This window comes from Lacihabitans sp. LS3-19, assembly GCF_024343575.1.
Taxonomy (GTDB): Bacteria; Bacteroidota; Bacteroidia; order Cytophagales; family Spirosomataceae; genus Leadbetterella.
This window is the reverse complement of sequence record NZ_RJUA01000004.1, coordinates 209,230-236,074: the sequence shown is the minus strand read 5'-3', so window position 1 is coordinate 236,074 and position 26,845 is coordinate 209,230. Positions and strand designations below refer to the sequence as shown.

Here is a 26,845-nt window from a genome sequence, read left to right as displayed (position 1 = left end):
TTTACCTATTTTGCCATCTTTTCCAAAACCCATTTGTCGGAGTTCACCTTCTTTCTCTACTTCGCTGGCAAAGTAAAAAGTGGTTACATCGTAAAAGACTACGTCTAAACTTTGGTTGAACAGATCGCGACCAGTTTGGAAGATTTGTTGCTGGATGAGTTCATTGTTTTGAGCCAATTTATCCAAGGCTCGGTAAAGATGATGTAAGGATAGTTCGGGTAGATTTACATATTCTTCTCGGTGCTGAAAGTTACTGAGTTTGCTACAAGGACTTTGAAGACGCTCCAAAAGCATCAAAAAAACACTATCAAATAGGCTGAATTGCAGCTTACTCTTTTTCTGAATACGATCTAATAATGACTTTAAGCCATAATGCTCAAGGGAATAGCCGAATACCTTTTGGTAACCATAATTGTACCGGCCTAATTCCAATAATTCGCCTTCGAGAAGGGCTTTCAAGTCACCACCGCCTAATTCATAAAACTTGATTCCAATGTTACGAAGATCCTCAGGCTTATAATCTTCGACCTTCCCAAGAGAGTACAAAACCTTCGACGTTGGTTTACCATCAGCATTTCGATAACTCTCCAAAATGCGTAAATAAGTACCCGATTCTTTCTTTTCAACTTTCAAATAAGCCATAATGCAAAATTACAACCGTAAGACACTGAAAGTCAATACCTAAAAACCAAATCGGCTCTCTACAATTTTTTGAAAATTAAGCCAAAACCCTGCTCAGGTATTCATCTGAGAGCTTTTTGAAAAAATAGGTGTCAAAGTCAAGCGGTGAGAAGTAATCAACCTTCTCTGACCAATTTTACTGAAAACAGTTCTTTAGATCTGGAATAAATATACGTTACGACTACCAATGTCATCACGCCTCCGAATAATACCGAAGGCACAGTCCCTAGCAGTTTAGCTGCTAAACCAGACTCAAACGCACCCAATTCATTTGATGTACTTACAAAAACTCCATTTACCGAACTTATCCTACCTCTCATGTGATCTGGTGGAAGTATTTGCAAAATGGTAGACCTAACAACCACACTAATGCTATCAAATGCTCCAGTAAAAAACAATGCAAAACAAGAAAGGTAGAAATTGGTAGAAACCGCAAAGACTAAAGTGGCAACACCAAAACCTGCTACTGCCAAAAGCATATTTCGCCAAGCTTGATTGGTAGGTGGAAAATAAGCTGTACCTAACATCACTAGCACAGCTCCCACAGCTGGTGCTGCTCTAAGAAAACCTAAACCTTCGGCTCCTACATTTAGAATATCTTTCGCAAAAACAGGCAAAATGGCTATAACACCTCCAAATAACACCGAAAACATATCTAAGACTATACTATACCAAAGGATTTTGTTTTGCCTTACAAAAACGAAACCTTCTTTCAAACTCTCCAAAAGTTTTCCTTTCGTTTGATTTTTTATTTCCTTTTTTGATATAAAAGAAGCCAAAATAATCGTAAGAATAAATAGACCAAAAACTACCCAAAGGGAATTTATAAATCCAACGTACGCATATAAAAATCCACCTAAGACAGGACCAGCGATTCTTCCAACTTGCCAAAACTGAGCACTCCATGAAGCTGAGTTTGAATAATGTTCGGGTTGAACTAAAAATGGTTTAAGAGAAGACCAAGATGGATTATAAAATCCTCTGGCTATACCAAAAATAAAGACACTTAAATAAATGACCCAAGGTTGGTGTTTTTCATCAATTTTAAAGAAAAAAGCATCCGTAAGTCCAAAAATTAAGATTAATGTCACTATACAAACTACTACAAAACTCCATAAATATATCTTTTTACGGTTAAACCTATCGGCCATATACCCACCAAAAAGTGCCAAAGAAATAAAAGGAACTGCCTCTGCAAGACCTATCAAACCTAAAGCCAGTGGATCGTGGGTAAGCTCGTATAAATAATAAGACAACACCAGTTCCTGAATCAAAATAGCAATAGTAAAAAACAACTGAGCACTTATAAAATACCGAAACTCGGGATATCGAAGGGCTGAATAAGGATCTATTTTGTTCATAAATATTTGAATACAGAAGCAACTATTACACTTAAAAGCACATCTTTAACATGCTCTTAACAATTAAACTTCAATTGAATTAAAATAATTCTGTTCATTATAAAGTTTAATAGCTTAAAAACTTTTTATTGGAAAACAAAGAAATCCTATTTGTAGGTAAAACAGTTTTCCTTTTAATTTTTTTTGAAAATATTGATAACAAAAGCCAAGAAAATATTGGCAAAAAACAAAACAATGACAAAATACCTGGTTATTCTCTTAACACTTTTAGTTTTTACAAGCTGCGACAAAATTCTTTATGAAAACGGTGTACCTCCGAGAGGTTATGACACAAAAGACTTCTCTGTGGACGATTTTAGTAGAATCGAACTTAACAATGCATTTTTTGTGACTGTTGTAAAAGGCTCTGCCTCAAAAGTATCTGTTAAAGGCTCTGGCGACGACATTGATGATTTGGAAGTAACAGTAACCAATGGCAAATTAGATATCAGATACAATAAGCGGATAAGAATAAAACAACTCAAAAGATACAAAATGGAAATAGAGGTAACTACACCCACAATCACCGAGATTGACGCAAAATCCGCATCTGACACCGAGATATCAGGTTTTGGAACTCTTTCCGAATTTACCGCTAGAGTTTCTGGTGCTTCTACTTTAAGATTAAATAATGCCATCACTTCATTAGTTGCCAATATTAGCGGAGCTTCTAAAATTGTGTTGCCAATGGAAGTAAAGAAAATAGATGCAGAAATAAGTGGAGCGTCAACCCTCGATGCTTTTGATGGAAATAGCACAGAAGTGTTTTTGGAGCTTTCGGGTGCCAGCAAAGCAGAAGTTACAGCCTCCACTACCCTATCTGTAAAAGCGAGCGGTGCCAGCAAAGTGAAATACAAAGGCGACGCGAAAGTTACCGAGGATTTATCTGGTGGCAGTAAGGTTACGAAAGAGTAAGAATTCATAAAAATATTAGGCATAAAAAAAGAGGCTCCTGCCTCTTTTTTTATAAACTATAAATTTAAAAAACTTACAATATCTCCGCTACTTTCTCATCTTCCATCGCAAATGGCTGTTTGTATAGCCTTTTGCCTGTGGCTTTGAAAATGGCATTGGCCAACGCCCCGCCCGTTGGTGGTAAAGCTGGCTCACCTAATCCTGTTGGGTCTATACCGTTGTCAACAAAATATGCGTCTATTTCTGGCACTTCGTTAAACTTAATCATTCGGTATTGATCAAAATTTGTTTGTTTTGGAGCACCGTTTTCAAAGTTCAAATTGCCGTACATTGCATGTCCAAGACCATCGACTATGGCTCCATAGATTTGATTCCGAGCACCACTTTGGTTGATTACTATACCACAATCCGTAACAGCAAACACTTTTTTCAAGCTTGGCTTTCCCTTTTTTAGTTCAACCTCTGCGATCTGGGCTACATAAGAATTGTGTGAGAAATAAACACTAAACCCTTGATGAATTCCTTTTTTCGCATTTCCCCATTTGGCTCTTTCGGCTACGGTTGTTATTACTTTTTCAAAACGAGCAGGTTCGTAAGTGATTTTGCCAACAGGCATTTCTTGGGCCTTTTTCAACAACTCCAATCTTAATTTCACCGGGTCTTTGCCAACAGCAAAAGCTATTTCGTCAATAAAAGCCTGCTCAGCATAAGCTAAGAAATTAGTAATGGGTGCTCTCCAAGGCCCTGTGGTTATATCTGACTTATAATCAACAGATTCTACCAAAACATTATCAATAGCCCCTACAGGGAAATTGTCCTGTCTCGTCGAGTTCCCAGCATTTAAACCAACGCCTTTTAGCATAAATCCTGTTACGTTTCCAGCCTTATCCAAAGAAGCCTTAAATTTATATCTAACTGCAGGGCGATAGATTCCGCCGTTCATGTCGTCTTCTCTAGTCCATTGCAACTTTATAGGAGCTTTAGCTAATGCCGACACTTCAGCAGCTTCTAAAGCATAATCGTTATTTAGTCTTCTACCAAAACCGCCACCCATTTTTGTCAAATCTACAGTAATATTCTCCACAGGAATATTTAGCAATTTTGACACCTGATTTTGGGCAGATTGTGGCGTTTGCGTTGGTCCAACCAATTTCACGGAATCCGATTTTACATCTGCAAAAAAGTTCATAGGCTCCATTGGGCTATGGCTCAAAAACGGACATTGATATTCCGCTTCTATAATTTTATGAGCATCTTTAAAAGCCTGCTCCACATCACCATCTTTTCTACGGGTTTCAAACTTACCATTGACCATTAAATCAGAGAAAATCCTATTGTGCATTTCGTCGCTTTCCAATTCTTTCTCAGCAGACCAATTGATTTTTACCAATTTTCTAGCTTTCATAATTGGCCAGTTTGACTTACCAATTACGGCTATTTTATCACCAAAAGATTTTACCGAAATTATTCCATCTATTTTTAAAGCTTCAGAAGCATCAAAATCTACCAATTTTTGCCCAAAACTTTTAGAACGAATAACCTGAGCGTATAACATTCCAGGAACTTTATAATCCATTCCAAAAATGGCTTTTCCAGTCAATACAGCCTTATTATCAACACTTTTTATAGTTTTACCTATCAATGTAAAGTCTTTAGTTGACTTTAAAGGAATGTCAGCAGGTAAGGTGACTCCTACAGCAAGATTAACCAATTCGCCATAAGTAAGGCTTTCTCCTTTTTCATTTATTACTTTTCCTTTTTCAGTTTTTAGGCTATTTGCAGAAACATTCCATTTCTTAGCTGCCGCTTGCACCAAAGCATACTTACCTGCTGCTCCAGCTTTTCTTAATCTTTCCCAAGAATGCTTTATAGCTCCACTGCCTCCAGTCAACTGTCTTTCAAACCTTTTGGTATCCAAATCGGCCTGCTTAACCACAACTTTTTCCCAATCCACATCTAATTCCTCAGCTACTATTACTGCAAAGGCGGTCTTTATTCCTTGGCCTATTTCAGGATTTGGAGAAAATATCGTTATAACATTCTGGCTGTCAATTGTTAAAAATGCATTTGACAATAGTTCATCGCCCAAACTATTTAAATCTATGATTTGTGCATTTTCAGCAGCCATAGTTTTAAATCCCACCACCAATGCTCCTGAAGTCAAAAGCATGTTTTTCAAAAAGTCTCTTCTGTTATTTTTCATTGTTTCTGAATTTTGGCTGCAAGTTTTACGGCGTCATTGATTCTATGGTACGTACCACATCTGCAAATATGTGCAGACATAGCCATTGAAATCTCCTCATCATTTGGATTCGGATTTTCTTTTAAAAGAGCCGAAGCAGTCATCATTTGTCCAGATTGACAAAATCCACATTGCGGCACATCTATGGCATCCCAAGCTTTTTGTACAGGGTGATCTCCATTTTCAGATAGACCTTCAATGGTGGTGATTTCTTTTCCAATCCCAAGTGTTACGGGTGAAATACAAGAGCGAGTGGGCATTCCGTCAACGTGAATAGTACAAGCTCCACATTGAGCTATTCCACAGCCATATTTGGTTCCTGTAAGATTGAGATGATCTCGCAATACCCAAAGCAATGGTGTATCTTCGGAGACATCCACTTTTAGCTTTTTTCCATTTATTTTTAATGAATATTCTGGCATTTTTCGATTGTTTTATTATCGAAATTACTAAAAAAACCATCAAATTGTTTTGAAAAAAAACTTTATTAAGCTTTAGAGCTCTTTTTTGTAGACAAAAAACTCAAAACCAATGCTATAAGTCCGAAAACCAAGACAAATAAAAGTCCTTGCATGGTATGTAAAAATGTAGCTAAATTGATTCCTTCTTGATTGGTAAGACCGTAAAGTACTACGATTTTCCCAACTAAAAGATGATAACTTCCTAAACCTCCAATGGTAGGAATTGCCATTCCGACTGAACCCATTACTAAAATAGTAAGAATTGCTAAAAGAGACAACTGACTTCCGATGGCTATTGATTGGCATAAAAAATAAGTCCCAACATAATACATGACCCAAATAAATATGGTGTGAAATAAAAACTGCCAAAATTTTTCGATTTTAAAAACGCCTAAAAATCCACTTTTTAAGCCATCTAAAAAATCAATAATTTTCTTAAAAAAAGCAATTTGAGAAAGTCTATTTTTGTATTTGTCAAAAAGATAAAAACCTGAAACAAGACAAAAAACAAGTATTCCAAGAGATGAAAGTAAGAAAATAGGATTTCTTATTTTATCTCCAAAAAGCTCCATGGCTAAGCCTTTTATTCGGTCAAATTCCAAAAGAATATTTAAGGCCAATAAACCAATCGCAACTACCAAATCAATAATTCTCTCGGCTATTACAGCTCCAAAAGATACTTGAAACGGCACATTTTCGCTTTTTTGCAAACTTGCAGATCGAGCAAACTCACCAGCTCGAGGTAAAACCAAATTGGTCATATAACCAATCAAAACAGCAATGGTGGTATTTTTAACCGATGGTTTATAACCCAAAGGCTCCATCATGATATTCCAGCGAATGGCTCTACTAAAATGTGCTAAAAATGAGCAAACAGCGGCACAAAACACCAAAAAATAATTGGCTCCTCTGAAACTTTCTAAAATACTCTCAATATCAATACCTTTAAAAACCCAATACATCAATGCAACTGCAAGGCCTATGGGTAAGACATATTGTAAGAGTTTTTTCATATAAAATATCAGGAGATTACGCGATTGTTTTCATCAGGAAATACAACGGTGGGTTTATGAGAAGAAGCCTCCTCAGGCGTCATCCAAGCATAAGATATAATGATTACAATATCTCCGGGTTGAGCTTTTCTGGCAGCAGCACCGTTTAAGCAAATTATGCCTGTATTTCTTTTACCTTTTATGGCATAGGTTTCTATGCGTTCGCCATTGTTATTGTTTACAATCTGCACTTTTTCATTTTCCATAATGCCCGCAGCTTCCAACAAGGCCTCATCTATGGTGATACTTCCAACGTAATTTAACTCGGCCTGTGTAACCTTAACTCTATGAATTTTTGATTTGAATACATTAACTAACATCCAATCTTTATTTTTTCTACAAAAATACAACCATATAAATGAATTACCAATTAACATTTAAACGAGAATTCTAATTAAATTTGCACCTCATTTAAAAATAATATGTCGAGAGCCCAAGTTTTTTTTACCGCAGGACCAGCAGAATTGTATCCGAAATTTGAAGAATACCTACAAGCGTTTGTAGAACAACAGATTGGCTCGATTTCGCACCGGAGTGGCCAGTTTAAAAAAATATATCAACATACTGATGAGCAGCTGCGAATTTTGATGAATATTCCTTCTGAAAATGCCATAATGTTTACAGGTTCCGCTTCTGAGATTTGGGAAAAGTTGATTTTGAGTACTGTTGAACATGAATCTTTTCATTTGGTAAATGGCTCTTTTTCGGAAAAATTCTACCAATATGCACAAATGCTTCAAAAACATACAAATGTTTTAAAGAAGCCTTTAGGTGAAGGATTTGTTTACAGTGAAGTCGAAGTTCCAGAGTTTGCGGAGCTTATTTGTACTACTCAAAATGAAACTTCAACAGGCGTGCAAATGCGTGAAGCGGACATTCATAAGCTCAAAAGAAGTAATAATAATAAAATTTTGGCAGTGGACATGGTTTCTTCTGCACCGATACCTGAGCTGGATTTTACTGTAATCGACACAGCCTTTTTCTCTGTTCAAAAAAGTTTCGGCATGCCGGCGGGTTTAGGAGTTTGGATAGCCAATGAAAAATGCCTTGAAAAAGCAAACATCTTGAAAAGCAAAGGCAAAAGCCTAGGTGCACACCATGATTTGCCAACACTTTGGAAAAACGCCAAAGAATATCAAAATCCAGCTACACCTAACGTGATGGGCATATATATTTTGGGTAAAATAGCTGAAGACATGAACAAAACTGGTATAGATAAAATCAGAAAAGAAACTGAAGAAAAAGCTAAGAAATTATACAAATATTTTGAGCAAAAATCTGGATATTCTCCAGCCGTGGAAAACCAAAACTTAAGATCAAAAACCGTGGCTGTAATAAACACAGAAAGACCTTCTGCTGAAATAATCCAAAAACTAAAAGAGCAAAATATGATAGTGGGTGCGGGCTATGGATCTGGTAAAGATACCCAGATAAGAATATCGAATTTTATAGCCAATAGTCCTGAACAAATTGATAATTTGATAAAAGAATTTGAAAAGTTTTAGAAAATATTGGAATTCAAAATAAAAACTCCTAATTTTGCAGCCCAATCGAGGAATAATTAGATATTAATCAATAGAGAAATGAAAAAAGATATTCATCCAAATTATAGAGAAGTAGTATTCTGGGACTTAACTTCTGACGACAAATTCTTAAGCCGTTCATGCGTAGAAACAAAAGAAACTATTGTATTCGAAGACGGAAAAGAGTACCCTGTTTGTAAAGTCGAGGTTAGCTCTAAGTCGCACCCATTCTATACTGGCAAAAACGTATTATTAGATACCGCAGGTCGTGTTGATAAATTCAACAAACGTTACGGAAAAAAATAATTTCGTAGAAAAATTATTAAGGAAGCCTTTTCGATATTTCGAAAGGGCTTTTTTATTGAAAACTTAAACCATTGGCCAAAAAACCTACATATAGAAAAAAGAAACCCTCAAAATCCACTAGAAGGTATTTTAAAATTGGTCTAATATTGCTTAGTCCATTTTTGATTTATCTCTCCTATTACTTTTACAAAGAATTCAAGGCTGGTTATATAAAATACAAAGCTTTTGGGACATACATTCCGAGCAATTATGACATCCATGGAATTGATGTGTCGAGATACCAACAAATCATAAACTGGAAGGCTGTAAAAGCAATGAAAGTGGAAAATGTAAAAGTTGATTTCGTTTTCATAAAAGCAACTCAAGGAACAAAAACTGTTGATTATCAATACTTTCAAAACAAGTTGCGAGCAAAAAGTGCAGGTTTAACTATAGGTGCATATCATTTTTTTGTGGCAAGTAAAGATCCCATTGCTCAAGCCAATCTTTTTTCAAAAGTTGTAAGTCTAAAAACAGGAGATTTACCACCTGTGGTTGATGTGGAAAACGAATATGGCCAATCTGATGAAAAAATCAGGAAAAATCTCAAAACCTTCATAAGATTAATCGAAAGAAAATATGGCGTAAAGCCAATTATATATACGCATGCGAATTTTTACCAAAACCACCTTGAAGGCTATTTTGACGAATATCCGCTTTGGGTAGCACACTATACCAAAATGGGCAAGCCAAGGGTGGGAAAAGAATGGATTTTCTGGCAATTAAGCGAAGAAGCACATGTAAATGGCATAGAAGGTTATGTAGATTTCAATGTTTTTAAAGATTCAAAAAAGGAGTTCAATCAACTCAAAATCAAGTAAGTGATGGTGTTTCAGAAACTTGTTTTTTATTTATAAGCGGATGAAGAAACACAGAAAGTAATACCAAAACTCCACCCAAATAAAACTGATTGGTCATTTTTTCACTTTCACCAAAAATAAAATAAGCTAAAACCACTGCATAAACGGGCTCTAAATTTAAACTTAGATTTACAGTAAAAACACTCAGTTTTTTCATGATTTTAATCATCTGAGCATGAGGAATAACTGTGCAAACCAATGCCAAAATCATTAACCAAAGCCAGTCTTGCTTGCTCATCACTAGGTCACTTTTGGTATAAAATGAAAGATAAACTAATAGACAAACTCCAAAAGCCGCACTTAATTCATAAAAACTAATCAATTGGCTATCAAATCTATAAGTTAGTCTGGAATTGAAAATTGTAAAAATAGCACAAAAGAATGCACTAAATAAGCCAAGGGTAATTCCTAGAAAATATTCTGATTCAAAACTAAACATAATAGCGACTCCAACCACGGCTAACATTCCCAAAATCAGCTCTTTAATCACTATTTTTTTTCGAAAAAAGATGGGTTCTAAAATACTTGTAAAAAACGAAGTTGTTGAAAATGTAATCATACTGATGGCCACAGTAGATACTTTAGCGGAGCCAAAAAAACATAACCAATGTAAGCCGAGAAGTATCCCGACAAAACTTAAAAACGAAAAATCTTTAAAGTTTAATTTAAGATTTACTTTCCTGAATTTTAAAATCACTAAAAGAGCAAAAGCAGCCACCAAAGTCCGATAGAAAACTACAGCTAAAGTGTTAGCCTCAATAAGTTTCCCTAAGATTCCGGTAAAACTCAGGAGGATTATCAAAAAATGTAATTTTATATATTCTTTCATCGCATAAAAAGTAAAACCCACGTAAAGTGGGTTTTATTCAATTCGGCCTTTTATGTTTTTTACTATACCATCGGTTCCAGCACCTTCACTGGACGATTGAGAGCTTTTTTTTTACTTTTCTCCTCTCTTCTTAGCAATATTCTTTGTTTCATACTCATCCACCTTTCGTAAATGCTTGATTCTTTTATAAAATCCCAAAACTCAGGTTTCTTGCCATTCGAAATTGTGGTCTTTACTTCTGTGGCATCATATTTCATTCCCGTACACAGGCAATGAGCTCTATTTGTCCTATTCAAAATATCGAAGTTCACACAACTCGAACAGCCTTTCCAAAACTCATCGTCTTTGGGTAGCTCCGAAAATGGCACAGGCAAATAACCCAATTCAGAGTTGATCTTCATTACGGCCAAGCTAGTTGTCAAGCCTATTATCTTAGCCTCAGGGTATTTTTTTCTAGAAAGATTAAATGCCTTAGCTTTGATAGAAGTTGCGATACCGCTTTTTCTATGATTTGGATGAACAATCAGTCCAGAATTGGCTACAAACTTGCCATGTTCCCAGGTTTCGACGTAACAAAAACCCACCCATTCTCCGTCTAAAGTAGTAGCTATTACAGCTTTATCTTCCTTCATTTTAAGACGGATATAATCTGGGGATCTTTTAGCGATACCAGTTCCACGGGCTTTTGCACTAAGTTCCATTTCAGAACATATCTCTTCCGCGTAATTCAAGTGTTTTTCATCGGCTACTTGAACTATATAATTGCCAATAATACTTTTTTCTATTGTACTCATCGTCATTTGACAGGGGCTGACCCTTAATGGAGACGGTGTATCCGCAATTGTTAAATATGAAAAAATTAATTGAAAAGAATAAGGGCGATTCGCTTATAAGCAAAATGCCTCATGCTTGGGTCCTTGCGGACCTCATTCGTCGGAATGGCGATATTGGAAGATTAATTTTGATCATCTTTTGTTTAAATCGATGCAAATATAGAATGAATTCAAATCATACAATAATTATTAGACTTATTTTTTGTTAATAAATTGTTACGATTTAAAATAAATCTTTATCGACGGTTGTCGTCATTCTCAAACATACTCAAATAACTCATGTATCTACTTTCTGAAATCAGTCCTTCCTCTACTGCATCTTTGACAGCACATTTGGGCTCATTGATATGCAAGCAATTATGAAATTTGCATTGACCCAACAAATCTCTGAATTCCGGAAAGAAATGAGCAAGCTCTTCGTTGGCAATATCTACCAAACCCAACTCTTTAATTCCAGGTGAATCTATTATATAGGTTTTGTTTGGAAGCTCAAACATTTCAGAGAAAGTAGTAGTGTGAACGCCTTTATTTGCAAAAGTCGATATTTCGGAAGTTGCCAAATCCAAATCTGGAGCTAAAATATTTATTAAAGTAGATTTACCAACGCCAGAATGTCCAGAAATCAAAGAAACTTTATTCTCTAATTTCAATTTCAAAAGGTCAATTCCTTTTTCGGTTAAGGTAGAAGTAGAAATACAATCATAGCCTAAATGAATATATAAATCCATCAAAGCATCTTGAAATTCCACTCCTTTTTTGTTTAAAAGATCAAATTTATTGAAAACAATTAGTACAGGAATTCTGAAAGTCTCAGCAGTTACTAAAAAACGATCAATAAATCCTAAGGAAGTTTTTGGGCTAGCAAGCGTAGCAATTAGAACCAATTGGTCAATATTACAGGCTAATAAGTGCCCATGAGCGGTTTTGTGAACAGACTTCCTAATAATATAATTTTTGCGGGGAAGAATTTCCTTTATGATACCAACTTTATCATCATCTAAATCAAAAATCACTTTGTCACCAACCGCAAGTGGATTGGTTACTTTCAAATCTTTAATCTTAAATTTACCTTTAAGTCTGCAAGAAAAAACGTTTTTCTGCTCATCTTCCACTTCATACCAGCTTCCCGTCGACCTAAAGATTGTTCCTAGTTTGTTTTCCAAATTTTGTGATTTAAACCTTAACAAAACTAGCTTAAATTTTTCTTAAAATAAAATTATAGCCATTTAATAAATATTTTAATAAAATATTCATTTATGGATTAATATTTGCACTTATCTAACTAGAATTAACAATTTCTAAAATTTTTACCTTAAAATAAGATTTTAAGGATTTTTTAAGTACTTGTTATAACAATTTTTGAAAGAATTCCGTTATTTGTAAAAACAAAAAATAAGATGAAAAAAGGGGTATTATTCGGATTAGCAGCGGTGGCTGTTGGAGTGGTGGTGTTATCTTTAGGAAACAAAAAAGACAAGCCTAACCAATCTCCTTACCGTTCGATTTACAAATGATTAGCTATCAAAATCGAAACTCATTAAGCTTTTTTGTGCTAAACTCAAAGATTAGCAGGTAGAACCCTATTGCCATTATATAACGTTTCCCTAATTTTTGCCTTTCTCTTAATTTTATTTTTCTGATTTAATTGTCGAAATTTGATTTTCATCATAAATAAAAATCAAATGTTTCAGACCATACTTTTTAATATAAACCAGCAAAAGGCTTATATTCAACTCAATAGGCCAGAAGTTTATAACGCCTTAAACCAAACTTTACTTTTAGAACTTACGGAAGCAATCGATATTTGCAAAAATGACGAGAATATTCGTGTGGTTATCATTTCAGGTGGAAATGGAAAGGCATTTTGTTCGGGTGCAGATTTGAAATCAGGCCTTTCAAATCCAAACTTAGGTGAAGTTTTAAAAACCACCTACAATCCGCTGATAACAGGCATGCGAAATTTAGAAAAACCTATAATATGCAAACTAAACGGAATAGCAGCTGGAGCAGGTATGTCTTTGGTGCTTGCATGCGACGTAATCATTGCAGATAAAACTACCTATATGTCCGAACTTTTCGTTGGAATAGGTTTATTGCCAGATGCTGGCTCTATGTATTTTTTACCAAGAATGATAGGTACACTGAAAGCTTTCGAGCTTTGCAGCACAGGCAGAAAAGTATTTATGGAAGAAGCCGAACAGATTGGCCTGATAAACAAGGCCGTAGAAGGTGACAAACTTGAAGAAGAAGTAGAAAAATTAGCAAATGTTTATGCCAATTCTGCCACTAGAAGTATCGGGTTAATGAAGCAAATCTTAAATAAAACGTTCGAAAATGACCTAGAGGGTGTTTTGAATTTAGAGGCAGAAGGGCAAACAAAGTGCGGCCACAGTCATGACTTTGCGGAAGGCGTCATGGCGTTTTTGCAAAAACGAGAAGCCAACTTCAAAGGCAAATAATACAAATGTATATTTTATTTCAAAGAATCAATTTTTCGAATATTATTAAATAATTAAATTTTCAGAATATTTTTTTGGATTTTAATAAGTATAAATTATAAAACAAAGGAAGAATAAGCTTAAAGAATATATCGTTTTCATAAATTAGCTTTTTGGTACAACAAAAATCAATGTATGTCGGAGATTGTTAAAGAAAGAAGTTTGAATTTCATCGAGGAAATTGTAGAAGGAGATTTAAAAAGCGGAAAACATAGTGGTAGATTATTAACTCGCTTTCCTCCAGAGCCTAACGGTTATTTACATATTGGTCATGCTAAATCCATCTGTCTTAATTTTGGCCTTGCCCAAAAATATGGCGGAGGAACTAATTTGCGTTTTGACGACACCAACCCAGTGACAGAAGACACTGAATATGTGGACTCTATAAAAAATGACGTAAAATGGTTGGGCTTTGAATGGACACATGAAATGTACGCCTCAGATTATTTCGATCAGCTGTTTAAATATGCTAAAAAACTTATTACGAAAGGATTAGCCTATGTAGACGAAATCTCCGCAGAGGAAATGGCCCGATTAAAAGGCACACCAAATGCTCCTGGCCAACCGAGTCCTTTCAGAGACAGAAGCGTGGAAGAGAATTTAGATATTTTTGAAGGTATGGCCAACGGAGACTTTGCGGAAGGAAGCAAGGTCTTAAGAGCCAAAATAGATATGAGCTCAAGCAATATGCTCATGCGTGATCCGATTATTTATCGTATAAAATTCGCCAACCATCACCGTACAGGCAACAAATGGTGCATTTACCCCATGTACGATTTTGCCCATGGTCAATCTGATTCTATTGAAGGTATAACTCATTCAGTATGTACCTTAGAGTTTGTATCGCACCGTGAATTGTACGATTGGTTTCTTGAAAAACTCGAAATTTTCCCTTCAAAACAATATGAGTTTGCTCGATTAAACCTTACATATACCATAATGAGCAAAAGAAAATTGCTCCAATTGGTAAACGAAAATCACGTAAATGGATGGGACGATCCTCGTTTGCCTACTATTTCAGGCATGAGAAGAAGAGGATATACGCCTAAATCAATCGTGGATTTTTGTGATAGAATAGGTATTCAAAAAAGAGATAACTTAATAGACGTAAGCCTTTTAGAGTTTTTTGTAAGAGAGGATCTTAATAAAACTTCAACTAGAGTTATGGCAGTTTTAGACCCTATCAAAGTGGTTATAACAAACATGCCAGACGGTAAAGTTGAGCCTTGTATTTTGGAAAACAACCCTGAAGAGGTGGAATCAGGCAATCGAATTGTGAATTTCACGAAGGAAATCTTTATTGAAAGCAGTGATTTCATGGAAGAACCGCCTGCCAAATACTTCAGATTGTCGCCAGGTAAAATGGTCAGACTAAAAGGTGCCTATATTATTCAATGTGACGAAGTTGTTAAAAATGACGACGGAACAATAAAAGAATTACATTGTACTTATGTCGAAAATTCGAAAAGTGGCAATGACGAAAGTGGCATTAAAGTTAAAGGCGTAATACATTGGGTTAGTGCCACTGAAGCTTTGAAAGCTGAAATAAGGATATACGACAGATTGTTTAAAGTAGAAGACTTGAGCAATGAGGAAGGCGATTTTAAAGATTATATCAATGAAAACTCATTACAAGTTGTGGAAGCTTTTGTTGAACCTTCACTAAAAGAAGCTAAAATTGGCAATAGATACCAGTTTATGAGAAACGGATATTTTGTTCCTGACTTAGATTTCACTTCTGAGAAATTGGTCTTCAACAAAACTGTAGGATTAAAAGAAGGCTTTAAAGTGGGTTGAAACTATTTCAACCCCTTACTATTATTTTCATTACACTATAAATCAACCTATAAAATTTTAACAAACCATGGCTTCTCCTCATACCGAAATTGAGTTTTTAGACGGACCTCAATCACGTTTGTCAGAATTCAAATTTGCTACCAAAGTACTAATTGAGTTTATCAAGGGATTTAGAACCTTACATTTTGTCGGACCTTGTGTCACCATTTTTGGCTCAGCAAGATTTAAAGAAGACAACAAATATTACCAAGATGCCAGAAAACTTGGAGCTGGACTTGCAGAATTAGGTTTTACGGTACTAACTGGAGGCGGCCCAGGAATAATGGAAGCTGCTAACAGAGGTGCCAAAGACGTTGGAGGAAAATCAGTTGGCTGCAATATCGTTTTACCTTTCGAACAAAAACCAAATCCATATCTTGACAAATGGATGGATTTTGAATATTTCTTTGTTAGAAAAACGCTTCTTATTAAATATTCTTATGCGTTTGTGATTTGCCCTGGAGGTTTTGGCACTTTGGATGAGTTTTTTGAAGCCATTACGCTTATTCAAACTGGAAAAATAGAAAAATTCCCTGTGGTGATTTTTGATGATGGATTTCATTCCAATATCATCCAACATATAAACAAAATGATAGAAGAAGGCACAATATCGTCACACGATAAAGAATTATTCTTAGTAACCTCAGTTGTGTCAGAAGCTATTAATTTTATAAAGTCAAAAACCGAAACTGGCTTTGGCTTAAAGTATAAACCGAAAAAATGGCTAGGGGAAAGCAAAGGTTAAGTCAACTCATTTCTTGAGTAAAAATTCACGAAAACCAATCAAAAATAGTATTTTTGGAAAATTCTTCAATTTGTGATTGAAGTGAAATCAAAATTTATGAAAATACTATTTTTCCTTTTTTGTCTTCAAGTAGCAGCATTTTCACAAAATGGCACCGAAATATATTTACTCGAAATCCAGAAAACTTCGGATGGCTTTTCGACTATAAACCCAAGAAATATCTCAAATAGAACAGGTTACGACAATCAACCTAGTTTTCATCCTAAAAAAACGTTGATCTATTTTAGCTCACAAAATAACGGTCAAACAGATATTTGGTCATATAATTACGGATCAAAAAAACTAACACAAATAACAAACACTGAAGACTCAGAGTACTCCCCTACCGTTACACCCGACGAAAAATTCCTGACTTGTATAGTTCAAAGAAAATCTAACGGAGACCAAGATTTGGTAAAATTTTCTTTAAAAGACCCAAGAAAAACGGAGATTATTTTGGAATCACAAAAGACTGGAAAGATTGGTTATCATGCTTGGAGTACACAAAGTGATCTAATTGCTTTTGTTTTGGGTGAACCCAATACCCTGCAGCAATTTGATTTACAAACTAAAAAAGGTAAAATACTAGGTACCAATATCGGTAGATCTTTACACTATATTCCTTCCAAAAAATCATTTAGTTTTGTAGAAAAAGACGGAGAAAATTGGAAAATAAAGCTACTTGACCCAAAAACTGGTCAGATTTCGATGTATGCTGATGCTTTGGCGGAATCAGACCAGTATAATGCTTGGGATAAAGACGGGATTTTATTTGGCTCGAAAAATGATGAATTGTTCTATTTGAAAGAAAAATCTAAAACTTGGAAAAATGTAAGCTTACCAGCCGATTTGCAAAAAAACAAAATCAGCCGCATAGCTATAAAAGATCAATGGATGGCATTGGTTATAAACGAATAAAATAAACTATTTTTAAAATGAAGAAATTAATCTTATTTATTCTAATAGCTCAAGCCACACTTATTTCATGTGGTTCGGATGAAGGAAACGAAAAACTTGGACAAGCCAGCGAAAAAGTAGGTAAATCGGCAGCAACAGTTGTAAAAAGTGTAAAAGAAGGAATCGAGAAAGTAGCCAAAATCAAAATAGATGTATCGGAAAGTTTGAAAGCAAAAGGCATTTCTACTGGAAAGGTTACTTTAAACAGTAAAAATGGCAGACATAATCTTTTAAATGTTTACATGATTTTTGATAAAAACATCAATCGGAATATTACATTGAAAGTTTATGACAACGAAGGTTTAGAAATAGGAAGGTCAAAAACCTTGGTAAAAGGTGAAGCCGGAGATGCTAAATATTTTGACTTTTTGTTTGATGGTAGAACAAATATTGACAGAGATCACAAGATTGTAATGGAGTAAAATCTATTCGAAATTGATATTTTTCTCTCTTTATTTCCATACAAATCTATCACGATTGCTTCTTATATTATGACCAATACATCTTTTTTTAATGACATCTATTATTAAAATTAGGTATAATGACCAGTAATTTTGCTGAAAACCAAAGAGAATGACCAAAGGAATTTATATAGCTACCGTAGAAGACCATAGTGGAAAATCACTTATTTCTTTAGGATTAATGCACAAACTTTTAGGCAAAATGCCTAAAGTAGGTTTCTTCAGACCTATTATAGAAGATGGAGAGCTTGACACGCATACACAAATGATGCTCTCGCATTTTGATCTGAAAATCTCTTATGAACAAGCGATAGGCATCACTCGTTCCACTGCAGTACACATGATAAATCAAGGAAAAACTGGTGAAATCATTGACTTACTTATAGATAAATACAAGCAATTGGAGGAACAATCAGATTTTGTGTTGGTGGAAGGCACAGATTTCAAAAGTGAAGGTGGCTTAGCAGAACTCAATATTAATGTATTGATTGCCAAAAACTTTGGATTACCGGTTATTTTAATAGGAAATGGCATAGAAAAAACCAAAGAAGAACTGCAAGATATAATGCAGATGGCCTACAACTCATACGAAGAAAAGGACGTGCAGGTTATTGCTATAATTAATAATAAAATACTTTTAGAAAATATAGAAATAGCCAATATGGCTATGAAAGATTTTCTTCCAGCAGATATTGAAGCCTATGCAATTCCCCGAATCGGCTCATTATTGAACCCAACCATGAGAGAAATCATCGCTGATTTAGATGGCAAAATCTTATTTGGTGCAGATTATTTAGAAAACCAAGTCGGCTCTATGGGTGTTGGAGCTATGCAGTTGCGTAACTACTTGCCTCAAGTTAAAGAAGACAATTTGGTAATCACGCCTGGCGATAGAGCAGATATAATTTTGGGTGTTTTGCAAGCCAATATTTCCAAAAACTATCCGCAAATAGCAGGCATTATACTTACTGGTGGACTTGTGCCAGAAGAGCCAATTATTAAACTGATTGAAGGTTTATCTTTTATTGTTCCAATCGTTTCAGTGGAAGAAGGCACTTTCCAGATAGCTAACAAAGTGGGTGCACTGAAATCAAAAATATACGCAAACAGCCACAAAAAAATTCAAACCTCTATAGAGATTTTCGAGGAAAATGTCCCAATTGGACCCTTGCTTGAAAAACTCATGAGCTTTGAAAACCTAAGTCTTACTCCTAGAATGTTTCAATATAGCTTGATAAAAAAAGCAAAAATAAGCAAAAAACACATAGTTTTACCAGAAGGCACCGACGAGCGAATAATCATTGCCGCTGCAAGATTAGTTTCTGCCAATCTCGTTGATATTACACTCTTAGGCGAAGAATACAAAATCAAAGAAAAGGTAATTTCATTAGGATTAAACCTTGATTATGAAAAGATTAATATTGTAAACCCGATTGAATCCAAGCATTTTGAAGACTATGTAAAAACTATATTCGAGCTTAGAAAACACAAAAATATCAATATGGATATCGCCAGAGACTATATGCTCGATGTCTCCTATTTTGGCACAATGATGATTTACAAAGGTCATGCAGATGGAATGGTTTCTGGTGCTACCCATACCACTCAACATACTATTAGGCCAGCATTGCAATTTATAAAAACAAAACCGGGCATAAATCTCGTTTCCTCTGTTTTTTTTATGTGCTTAGAAGACCGCGTGGTAGTATTTGGAGACTGTGCCATTAATCCGAACCCAACTGCTTTTGAATTAGCCGAAATCGCTATTTCGTCAGCTGAAAGTGCTTTGGCCTTTGGAATTGAACCAAAAATCGCTATGCTTTCTTATTCTTCAGGCTCATCTGGAAAAGGTACAGAAGTAGAAAAAGTAAGAGAAGCTACAGAAATAGTAAAAATAAAAAGACCTGATCTTAAAATTGAAGGACCCATTCAATATGATGCAGCTGTGGATATGGAAATAGGTCAAAGCAAAATGCCAAATTCCGAAGTGGCTGGCCAAGCAAGTGTTTTGATTTTTCCAGATTTAAATACTGGAAACAATACCTACAAAGCAGTGCAAAGGGAAACTGGTGCTATTGCCATTGGGCCGATGTTGCAAGGGCTGAACAAACCTGTAAATGACCTCAGTCGTGGTTGCACGGTTGACGATGTTTATAATACCGTCATAATTACAGCCATCCAAGCTCAAGGAATCTAATTGTTTTCTGAATAAATTCATAATATGTATAAAATACTTGTCATAAATGCCGGAAGCTCATCGCTGAAGTTTCAATTAATTGAAATGCCCGAGCAAATCGTTTTAGCTCAAGGCATGGCAGATAGAATTGGGCAAGATTCTTCAAAATTTGTATTTGAAACACAAAACTCTCGTTTGTCGGAGTCTGAAGTTATACCTGACCATGAGCATGCCATGGAGCTTTTAGCAGAATATTTATTAGAACCGATTAAAGGCGTAATAGATTCTCCATTTCAGATAGCTGCAGTTGGGCATAGAGTGGTACATGGCGGTTGTCATTTTAAAAACACAACTTTGATAAATGACGAAGTAAAACTCCAAATAAAAGAACTTTTTAGTTTAGCTCCATTGCATAATCCAGCTAACTTAACAGGCATTGAGGTTTCCGAAAAAATATTCCCTAACGCCATCCAAATCGCAGTTTTCGATACGGCATTTCATCAAACTATACCTGAAAAAGCCTATAAATATGCTATTCCGAAAGAACTTTCTGATAAACATCAAATCCGATTGTACGGTTTTCATGGCACAAGCCACAAATATGTTAGTCAAAAAGCAACAGAATATTTAAAAAATCCAGAAGCCAAAATTGTAGTGTTGCATCTTGGCAACGGATGCAGTGCCACAGCGGTAAATGCTGGAAAAAGCATAGACCATTCTTTGGGTTTTGGCCCAGTCACTGGTTTGATTATGGGTACCAGAAGCGGTGATATTGATCCTGCTGTAATCTTATTTTTGATAGAAAAACTTGGATATTCTGCGAAAGAAGTAAACGAAATATTGAATAAAAAAAGTGGACTATTGGGTTTAACCGGCTTTAGTGATTTGCGAGAGATACAAATAGGAGCAGAAAACGGAAATCTAGATTGTATATTAGCCATAGAAATGTCGGCTTACAGAATAAAAAAACAAATTGGAGCTTATGCAGCTGCCATGAACGGTCTCGATGCCATAGTTTTCACTGCAGGAATTGGCGAAAACAGTTCAATTTTAAGAGCAAAAGTTTGCGAAGATCTTGATTTTCTTGGTATTGAATTAGACAAAAATAAAAATATTCTCCCTGAGAAAGGTATAAGAGAAATTCAAAAAGGTAAAACCAAAATTTTGATTATTCCGACAAATGAAGAGCTTGAAATAGCCATTCAAAGTTTCAATCTTTTAGAAAATCAAAAAACTCAATAAATTTACCAATATTAAAAATTAGTTTTGCGGTTTATTAGAATCAAGAAATGCAAATAAATTACGCAGAATGGATTGGCTACTTGGCATCGATAGTGGTTGCGGTGTCTTTGGTAATGAATTCTATTCTGAAATTCAGGTGGATAAATCTTGCTGGAAGTGTCATTTTTGCCATTTATGGGTTTTTAATCAGTGCTTGGCCTGTTAGTTTTTTCAATTCCATTATTGTCATTATTAACATCATTTATCTTTATAAATTCTATAATAAAAAAGACGATTTTGATATTATGGAAGTAGATATAAATGACAAATTTTTGAATAAATTCATGCAGTTTCATAAAAACGATATCTACAAATTCAATCCCGAATTAGAGTATTCATCCAAAGATTTGGGCTTAAATTTTGTGATTTTTAGGAATATGAAAGCAATTGGTATTTTTCTTTCACAGAAAGAATCAATAGATACACTAAATATTGAGTTGGATTATGTGATAGAAGAATTTAGAGATTATAAAAATGGAATTTTCTTGTATGGAAATATTCAAGACAGATTAAAAAAAGAAGGTTTTGAGACTTTGAAATTCTCCAAAGTAAACAATCAAAACGAAACATATATTCAAAAAATGGGCTTCCAGCTTTCATCAGAAGGATTTTACACCAAGAGTATTTAAAACCAAAATGAAAACTTTTATAAAGAATGATTGAAACGAACAGATTGATAATAAAACCATTAAACCACAAACAGATCCAAGAATATATAAAACTAGACAATAGCTTAGAAAATAGCCTAAAACTTACCCCAGCCAAAAGAGAAATAACACCAGATTTGATGGAAGTTTTAGAATATTCTATTTTGCCAAATGTAGAAAATCCACTTAAAAACCACCTGTTTTTTACACTTTGGACAGTAATCTGGAAAAAAGAAAATTGCTTAGTGGGCGACCTTTGTTTTGTAGGTGAACCCAACGAACTTGGTGAAGTAGAATTGGGCTATGGTACCTATGAGGATTTCAGAAACCAAGGGTTTATGACCGAAGCTGTAATGGGTTTAGTTAATTGGATTAAGCCTTATATCAATGCTATTTTGGCTTCTTGTGAAAAAGAAAATCATGCCTCTGCAAAAATACTGGAGAAAAACGGGTTTGTGATTTGTGGGCATGAAAACAATCTAATTCATTGGAGATTAGACGTCCAAAAATAATTTCAGCACTCCTTTAAATTCAGCAAAATTAGTCTTATTTGCAAAATTCAAGGAATGTTGTTTTATTTACCTAATAATCAACAACTGAAAATACTTTTCAGAAACATAAACTAATGAACAAAAACCTTTCAGCATCCGAACTAATATTAAATCCCGACGGTAGCCTTTATCATTGTAACCTCTTACCCGAAAACCTAGCAGATACCGTTCTTTTAGTTGGTGACCCTGACAGAGTACCTATGGTATCTTCAAAATTTGACACCGTGGATTTTAAAACACAAAAAAGAGAAATAGTTACACATACGGGCACAAAAAACGGCAAACGAATTTCGGTTATTTCAACTGGCATGGGTACTGACAATATAGACATAGTATTGAATGAACTCGATGCAGTAGTAAATATTGACCTAAAAGAAAAAAAGCTAAAAACTGAACATAAACAACTGATTTTTATTAGATTAGGCACTTCTGGGTCTTTGCAAGCAGACATTCCGGTTGATAGTTTTTTGGCAAGTACGCATGGCTTAGGAATGGACGGTCTTATACATTATTATAGAAACACCGAGCCTTTTACTTTTAATGGTTTTGTGGAGCATTTTATCGAAACCACCAATTGGAACACCAAACATCCAAGACCATACTTTGTTGAAGCTGACAAAGATTTAATCCAGAAAGCTAAAGATTCAGGATTTCTTACTGGTGTTACTGCTACAGCATGTGGGTTTTATGGTCCGCAAGGCAGAGTTTTAAGATTAAATATTCAAGATACAGAATTAAACGAAAAACTATCTTCTTTCGAATTCAAAAGTCTGAAAATCACCAATTTCGAAATGGAAACTTCAGCAATTTTTGGATTATCGAAACTTTTAGGGCACAAAGCCATCTCAATAAATTGTATTATTGCCAATAGATTTACCAAAGAATATTCCAAAGATTATAAAAAATCTGTAGAGGAAATGGTAGAAAAAGTATTAAATAACTTCATTTGAAATAAATAATGACAAAAAGAACCCTTCAAATTGATTTCTTAGAAATAGAAAAACTGGAAGATTTAGCCGCTGGAGACATCGTTTTGGTAGAAAAAGCTATAGAAATAGCCAAAAAAAGCTATTCACCTTATTCAAATTTCCCAGTTGGAGCGGCTGTGCTTATGGAAACAGGTGAAGTTTTCGCAGGAAATAACCAAGAAAATATAGCTTATCCGTCAGGTACTTGTGCCGAGAGAACGGTTTTAAACTACGTTCATGCCAATTTTCCAGACAAAAAAATAAAAACGATTGCCATTACCGCACTAAATGCCACAGCCGCAGAGCCAGTAAGTCCATGTGGATTTTGCAGACAGGTGATTGTTGAAATGGAAATGAATCAAAAATCGCCAATTAAGGTCATTTTACACAAACTTGGTGCTCAATCTTTTGTGTTCGAATCTGCTCAAACAATTCTTCCTTTTGCATTCAACGACCTTGTCTTAAAAAACAAATAGTGCATTTTTATCTACAAAAATGACAAAAATCATGTCAAAAAATACATGTTCAAAAAGGTGAATTTCACATTTGGCAGACAAACCTGCAAAAATGTCAGTAAAAATCCACTCCCCTACCCTTTGGCTTAGAAATTGATATTAGGGAATGCAGATAAAATTAAACAATCTTTAAAATTTAAATAGTATTATGTCAGTAAACGTGAAACCTTTAGCAGACAGAGTTTTGATAGAGGCAGCTCCAGCAGAGGAGAAAACAGCCTTTGGAATTATTATCCCTGATACAGCAAAAGAAAAACCTCAAAAAGGAACAGTAGTAGCTGTAGGACCTGGTAAAACAGACGAGCCTATGACTGTGAAAGTTGGAGATGCTGTATTATATGGTAAATATTCAGGCACAGAATTAACAGTTGATGGAAAAGAGTATTTGATTATGAGAGAATCAGATATTTATGCTATCGTTTAATTTCATTTTTTAAGACAGATTACAACCATAAAACAATAAGGAAATGGCAAAACAAATTCTTTTCGATACAGACGCAAGAGATAAACTAAAAAGAGGTGTTGACACTTTGGCTAATGCAGTTAAAGTAACTTTAGGACCAAAAGGTCGTAACGTAATCATTGACAAAAAATTCGGTTCACCTTCAATCACCAAAGACGGTGTGAGTGTGGCCAAAGAAATAGAATTGGCTGACGCTATCGAAAACATGGGAGCTCAGTTGGTGAAAGAAGTAGCTTCAAAAACTGCTGACCAAGCGGGCGACGGTACTACAACTGCTACTGTATTGGCTCAGGCTATTTACACTATCGGTGCCAAAAACGTAGCTGCAGGTGCAAATCCAATGGAATTGAAAAGAGGTATTGAGAAAGCTGTAACTGCAATCGTAAAAGAATTGCACTCACAGTCTAAATCAATCACTACTTCTAAAGAAATCACACAAGTAGCAACTATCTCTGCTAACAACGACCACGAAATCGGCCAAATGATCGCTGATGCAATGGACAAAGTTGGTAAAGAAGGTGTTATCACTGTTGAAGAAGCTAGAGGAACAGAAACTGAAGTTAAAACTGTAGAAGGAATGCAGTTTGACAGAGGTTATTTATCTCCATATTTTGTAACAAACACGGAGAAAATGGAAGCCGAAATGGAGCGTCCGTTTATCTTGATTTCGGAGAAGAAAGTTTCTTCAATGAAAGAATTGTTGCCAGTATTAGAGGCAGTAGCTCAAACAGGTCGTCCTTTGATGATCATCGCTGAAGATGTTGACGGTGAGGCTTTGGCTACATTGGTAGTTAACAAAATCAGAGGTGCCTTGAAAGTATGTGCTGTAAAAGCTCCAGGATTTGGAGATCGTCGTAAAGCTATGCTTGAAGACATCGCAATCCTTACTGGAGGAACAGTAATATCTGAAGAAAGAGGATTCAAACTTGAAGGTGTAGAACTTTCAATGCTTGGACAGTGTGAGAAAGCTATCGTTGACAAAGACAATACAACTGTAATCAACGGTGGTGGAGCAGAAGACGAAATCAAAGGAAGAGTTGGTCAAATCAAAGCTCAAATCGAAAGCACTACTTCTGACTACGACAAAGAGAAATTGCAAGAGCGTTTGGCTAAATTGTCAGGTGGAGTTGCGATTATCTACATCGGAGCAGCTACTGAAGTAGAAATGAAAGAGAAAAAAGACAGAGTTGATGATGCATTACATGCAACACGTGCGGCTGTTGAAGAAGGTATAGTAGCTGGTGGTGGCGTTGCGTTTATCAGAGCACAATCTGCTCTTGATAGCATCGAAATCCTTAGCCCAGACGAAAAAACAGGTATCAACATTATCAGAAATGCAATCGAAGCACCATTGAGAACTATCGTTTCAAACGCTGGTGGTGAAGGTTCTGTGGTAATACAAGAAGTAAAAACTGGGAAAGGAGCTTATGGCTACAATGCTCGTGACGACAGATACGAAGATATGATTGCAGCGGGTATTATTGACCCTACTAAAGTAACTCGTTTGGCTTTAGAAAACGCAGCATCAATCGCAGGTCTATTGTTGACTACCGAAGCTGTAGTTTGTGATATTCCAGAAGAAAAAGGTGACGCTCCTCACATGCACGGAGGCGGCGGAATGGGCGGAATGATGTAATTCATTTCCCTAAATATTTTCAAAAAAACCTGCAATATTCCTTGCAGGTTTTTTTTTAGCACAATTTTTGCATGGATACTCTTAATAATTATTCCATAATGAAAAGAAAGATTTTTGCTATTGCTATTTTGTTTTCAACTGTGTTCGCTTGTCGATCTAAAGATGAAAAAGATTTAGGCATCATTCCACCAGTGGTAGAAGCAAATGCATGTAAAATATTATCCAATACGCGTTCTGATGGTCAGCAGTTCAATTATATTTTTAAAGAAGGAAAACTTCAAAATATCTTGGGCTTCAATGACTTTGACACTTTTGTTTATACAGGTTCAAAATTAACAAAGGCATTTCATTCTAAAAACCCTGGTTTTAATGTTTTATTTGACATAGACTCAAAAGGTCTTTTGAATACGATAACTTTCGAAGGAAAAGATAGCCAAGGTAAATCATTTTCCTATCCTACCGTTATTACCTATAACAATATCAATAAAATAGATAAATTAGTATTAAACTGGCCAACATTCCCTGATAAAGTTGATACCCGTTTTGCTTATGATGCCAATGGTAACGTAAAATCCATAAGTGCTTTTCTTCAAGGAGAATGGGAGACTATTTTAGAAAACACCGAATTTGATGACAAACCATCTCCATATAAAAATCAACAATTAGGAAATATCTTGAGTTATTACATGGTGTATTCTCTATTAAGTGGTGGCTTGAATTTTACTCATTATTTAAATTCTAATAATGTAAAAACTGCTGTAGTAAAAAAAGGCGTAGAAATTATAAATTATAGTTACGAATACCAGTACAATTCTTCCGGATTTCCCTCTGATGTAGATTATACCCGTACCCAAAATAACAGACCTACCCCTTTGTCCGAGAAATTCTCTTACGATTGCAATTTATAATTCTGTAGTTTCTAAGGACTTAA

26 protein-coding genes and 1 pseudogene are annotated in these 26,845 nt (G+C 35.2%); 18 read left to right on the top strand and 9 right to left on the bottom strand.

The window, feature by feature from the left end; translation table 11 throughout:
• A pseudogene (locus EGI22_RS06370) lies at positions 1-642 on the bottom strand (hypothetical protein); the annotation flags it as partial.
• 155 nt (positions 643-797) lie between these two features.
• Positions 798-2,042, bottom strand: a complete 1,245-nt coding sequence (locus tag EGI22_RS06365; RefSeq protein WP_255067224.1) for an MFS transporter — start codon at positions 2,040-2,042, stop codon at positions 798-800.
• Between the two features lie 234 nt (positions 2,043-2,276).
• Here EGI22_RS06365 and EGI22_RS06360 point away from each other — a divergent pair, with 234 nt between their 5' ends.
• On the top strand, positions 2,277-2,996 hold the full coding sequence (locus EGI22_RS06360) for a head GIN domain-containing protein (protein WP_255067222.1): 720 nt from the start codon (positions 2,277-2,279) through the stop codon (positions 2,994-2,996).
• Between the two features lie 73 nt (positions 2,997-3,069).
• On the opposite strand, the gene EGI22_RS06355 is transcribed toward EGI22_RS06360, so the two are convergent.
• From EGI22_RS06355 to panD, 4 genes are all read right to left on the bottom strand, one after another.
• Positions 3,070-5,199 carry a xanthine dehydrogenase family protein molybdopterin-binding subunit gene (locus EGI22_RS06355; RefSeq protein WP_255067221.1) on the bottom strand — a complete coding sequence of 710 codons (2,130 nt, stop codon included), beginning with the start codon at positions 5,197-5,199 and terminating at the stop codon, positions 3,070-3,072.
• Positions 5,196-5,660, bottom strand: coding sequence for a (2Fe-2S)-binding protein (locus EGI22_RS06350; RefSeq protein ID WP_255067218.1), 465 nt, complete (start codon positions 5,658-5,660; stop codon positions 5,196-5,198). The genes EGI22_RS06355 and EGI22_RS06350 overlap by 4 nt, the downstream gene beginning before the upstream one ends.
• Before the next feature lie 65 nt (positions 5,661-5,725).
• Entirely contained in the window at positions 5,726-6,712 is a 987-nt protein-coding gene (locus EGI22_RS06345) for a lysylphosphatidylglycerol synthase transmembrane domain-containing protein (RefSeq protein WP_255067217.1), read from the bottom strand.
• A gap of 8 nt (positions 6,713-6,720) precedes the next feature.
• Complete coding sequence (gene panD / locus EGI22_RS06340; RefSeq protein ID WP_255067215.1) at positions 6,721-7,071, bottom strand: aspartate 1-decarboxylase; 351 nt, start codon at positions 7,069-7,071, stop codon at positions 6,721-6,723.
• A 102-nt stretch (positions 7,072-7,173) separates the two neighbouring features.
• On the opposite strand from panD, the gene EGI22_RS06335 reads away from it, so the two are divergent.
• From EGI22_RS06335 to EGI22_RS06325, 3 genes are all read left to right on the top strand, one after another.
• Entirely contained in the window at positions 7,174-8,256 is a 1,083-nt protein-coding gene (locus EGI22_RS06335) for an aminotransferase class V-fold PLP-dependent enzyme (RefSeq protein ID WP_255067213.1), read from the top strand.
• 78 nt (positions 8,257-8,334) lie between these two features.
• Entirely contained in the window at positions 8,335-8,580 is a 246-nt protein-coding gene (locus EGI22_RS06330) for a type B 50S ribosomal protein L31 (RefSeq protein WP_255067212.1), read from the top strand.
• Between the two features lie 146 nt (positions 8,581-8,726).
• The gene (locus EGI22_RS06325) at positions 8,727-9,440 is read left to right on the top strand and encodes a glycoside hydrolase family 25 protein (protein ID WP_255067209.1); all 714 of its coding nucleotides are present in this window, start codon (positions 8,727-8,729) and stop codon (positions 9,438-9,440) included.
• Here EGI22_RS06325 and EGI22_RS06320 read toward each other — a convergent pair.
• From EGI22_RS06320 to rsgA, 3 genes are all read right to left on the bottom strand, one after another.
• Positions 9,433-10,281 carry a DMT family transporter gene (locus EGI22_RS06320; RefSeq protein WP_255067208.1) on the bottom strand — a complete coding sequence of 283 codons (849 nt, stop codon included), beginning with the start codon at positions 10,279-10,281 and terminating at the stop codon, positions 9,433-9,435. The two genes, EGI22_RS06325 and EGI22_RS06320, sit on opposite strands and share 8 nt — an antisense overlap.
• An 89-nt stretch (positions 10,282-10,370) precedes the next feature.
• Entirely contained in the window at positions 10,371-11,102 is a 732-nt protein-coding gene (locus EGI22_RS06315) for a GNAT family N-acetyltransferase (protein ID WP_255067207.1), read from the bottom strand.
• Positions 11,103-11,377: 275 nt separating this feature from the next.
• Positions 11,378-12,304 carry a ribosome small subunit-dependent GTPase A gene (rsgA, locus tag EGI22_RS06310; RefSeq protein WP_255067206.1) on the bottom strand — a complete coding sequence of 309 codons (927 nt, stop codon included), beginning with the start codon at positions 12,302-12,304 and terminating at the stop codon, positions 11,378-11,380.
• 519 nt (positions 12,305-12,823) lie between these two features.
• On the opposite strand from rsgA, the gene EGI22_RS06305 reads away from it, so the two are divergent.
• From EGI22_RS06305 to EGI22_RS06240, 14 genes are all read left to right on the top strand, one after another.
• Entirely contained in the window at positions 12,824-13,600 is a 777-nt protein-coding gene (locus EGI22_RS06305) for an enoyl-CoA hydratase/isomerase family protein (RefSeq protein ID WP_255067202.1), read from the top strand.
• A 174-nt stretch (positions 13,601-13,774) separates the two neighbouring features.
• Complete coding sequence (locus EGI22_RS06300) at positions 13,775-15,436, top strand: glutamine--tRNA ligase/YqeY domain fusion protein (protein ID WP_255067201.1); 1,662 nt, start codon at positions 13,775-13,777, stop codon at positions 15,434-15,436.
• Positions 15,437-15,503: 67 nt separating this feature from the next.
• Positions 15,504-16,220: a TIGR00730 family Rossman fold protein gene (locus tag EGI22_RS06295; protein ID WP_255067200.1), complete on the top strand. Its 717-nt coding sequence runs from the start codon at positions 15,504-15,506 to the stop codon at positions 16,218-16,220.
• 96 nt (positions 16,221-16,316) lie between these two features.
• Positions 16,317-17,177: a hypothetical protein gene (locus tag EGI22_RS06290; protein ID WP_255067199.1), complete on the top strand. Its 861-nt coding sequence runs from the start codon at positions 16,317-16,319 to the stop codon at positions 17,175-17,177.
• 17 nt (positions 17,178-17,194) lie between these two features.
• Entirely contained in the window at positions 17,195-17,638 is a 444-nt protein-coding gene (locus EGI22_RS06285; protein ID WP_255067198.1) for a hypothetical protein, read from the top strand.
• 151 nt (positions 17,639-17,789) lie between these two features.
• A complete protein-coding gene (gene pta / locus EGI22_RS06280) occupies positions 17,790-19,874 on the top strand; it encodes a phosphate acetyltransferase (protein ID WP_255067197.1) in 2,085 nt (694 codons plus the stop codon).
• Between the two features lie 24 nt (positions 19,875-19,898).
• Complete coding sequence (locus EGI22_RS06275) at positions 19,899-21,095, top strand: acetate/propionate family kinase (protein ID WP_255067196.1); 1,197 nt, start codon at positions 19,899-19,901, stop codon at positions 21,093-21,095.
• A 47-nt stretch (positions 21,096-21,142) separates the two neighbouring features.
• A complete protein-coding gene (locus EGI22_RS06270; RefSeq protein WP_255067195.1) occupies positions 21,143-21,763 on the top strand; it encodes a YgjV family protein in 621 nt (206 codons plus the stop codon).
• 26 nt (positions 21,764-21,789) lie between these two features.
• A complete protein-coding gene (locus tag EGI22_RS06265) occupies positions 21,790-22,293 on the top strand; it encodes a GNAT family N-acetyltransferase (protein ID WP_255067194.1) in 504 nt (167 codons plus the stop codon).
• A 113-nt stretch (positions 22,294-22,406) separates the two neighbouring features.
• Positions 22,407-23,282, top strand: coding sequence for a nucleoside phosphorylase (locus tag EGI22_RS06260; protein WP_255067192.1), 876 nt, complete (start codon positions 22,407-22,409; stop codon positions 23,280-23,282).
• An 8-nt stretch (positions 23,283-23,290) separates the two neighbouring features.
• Positions 23,291-23,776, top strand: a complete 486-nt coding sequence (locus EGI22_RS06255; protein WP_255067191.1) for a cytidine deaminase — start codon at positions 23,291-23,293, stop codon at positions 23,774-23,776.
• A 187-nt stretch (positions 23,777-23,963) separates the two neighbouring features.
• Positions 23,964-24,239, top strand: coding sequence for a co-chaperone GroES (gene groES, locus EGI22_RS06250; RefSeq protein WP_255067190.1), 276 nt, complete (start codon positions 23,964-23,966; stop codon positions 24,237-24,239).
• Between the two features lie 43 nt (positions 24,240-24,282).
• Complete coding sequence (groL, locus tag EGI22_RS06245) at positions 24,283-25,914, top strand: chaperonin GroEL (RefSeq protein ID WP_255067189.1); 1,632 nt, start codon at positions 24,283-24,285, stop codon at positions 25,912-25,914.
• A gap of 98 nt (positions 25,915-26,012) precedes the next feature.
• Positions 26,013-26,822, top strand: coding sequence for a hypothetical protein (locus tag EGI22_RS06240; protein ID WP_255067188.1), 810 nt, complete (start codon positions 26,013-26,015; stop codon positions 26,820-26,822).
• Positions 26,823-26,845: the final 23 nt, after the last annotated feature.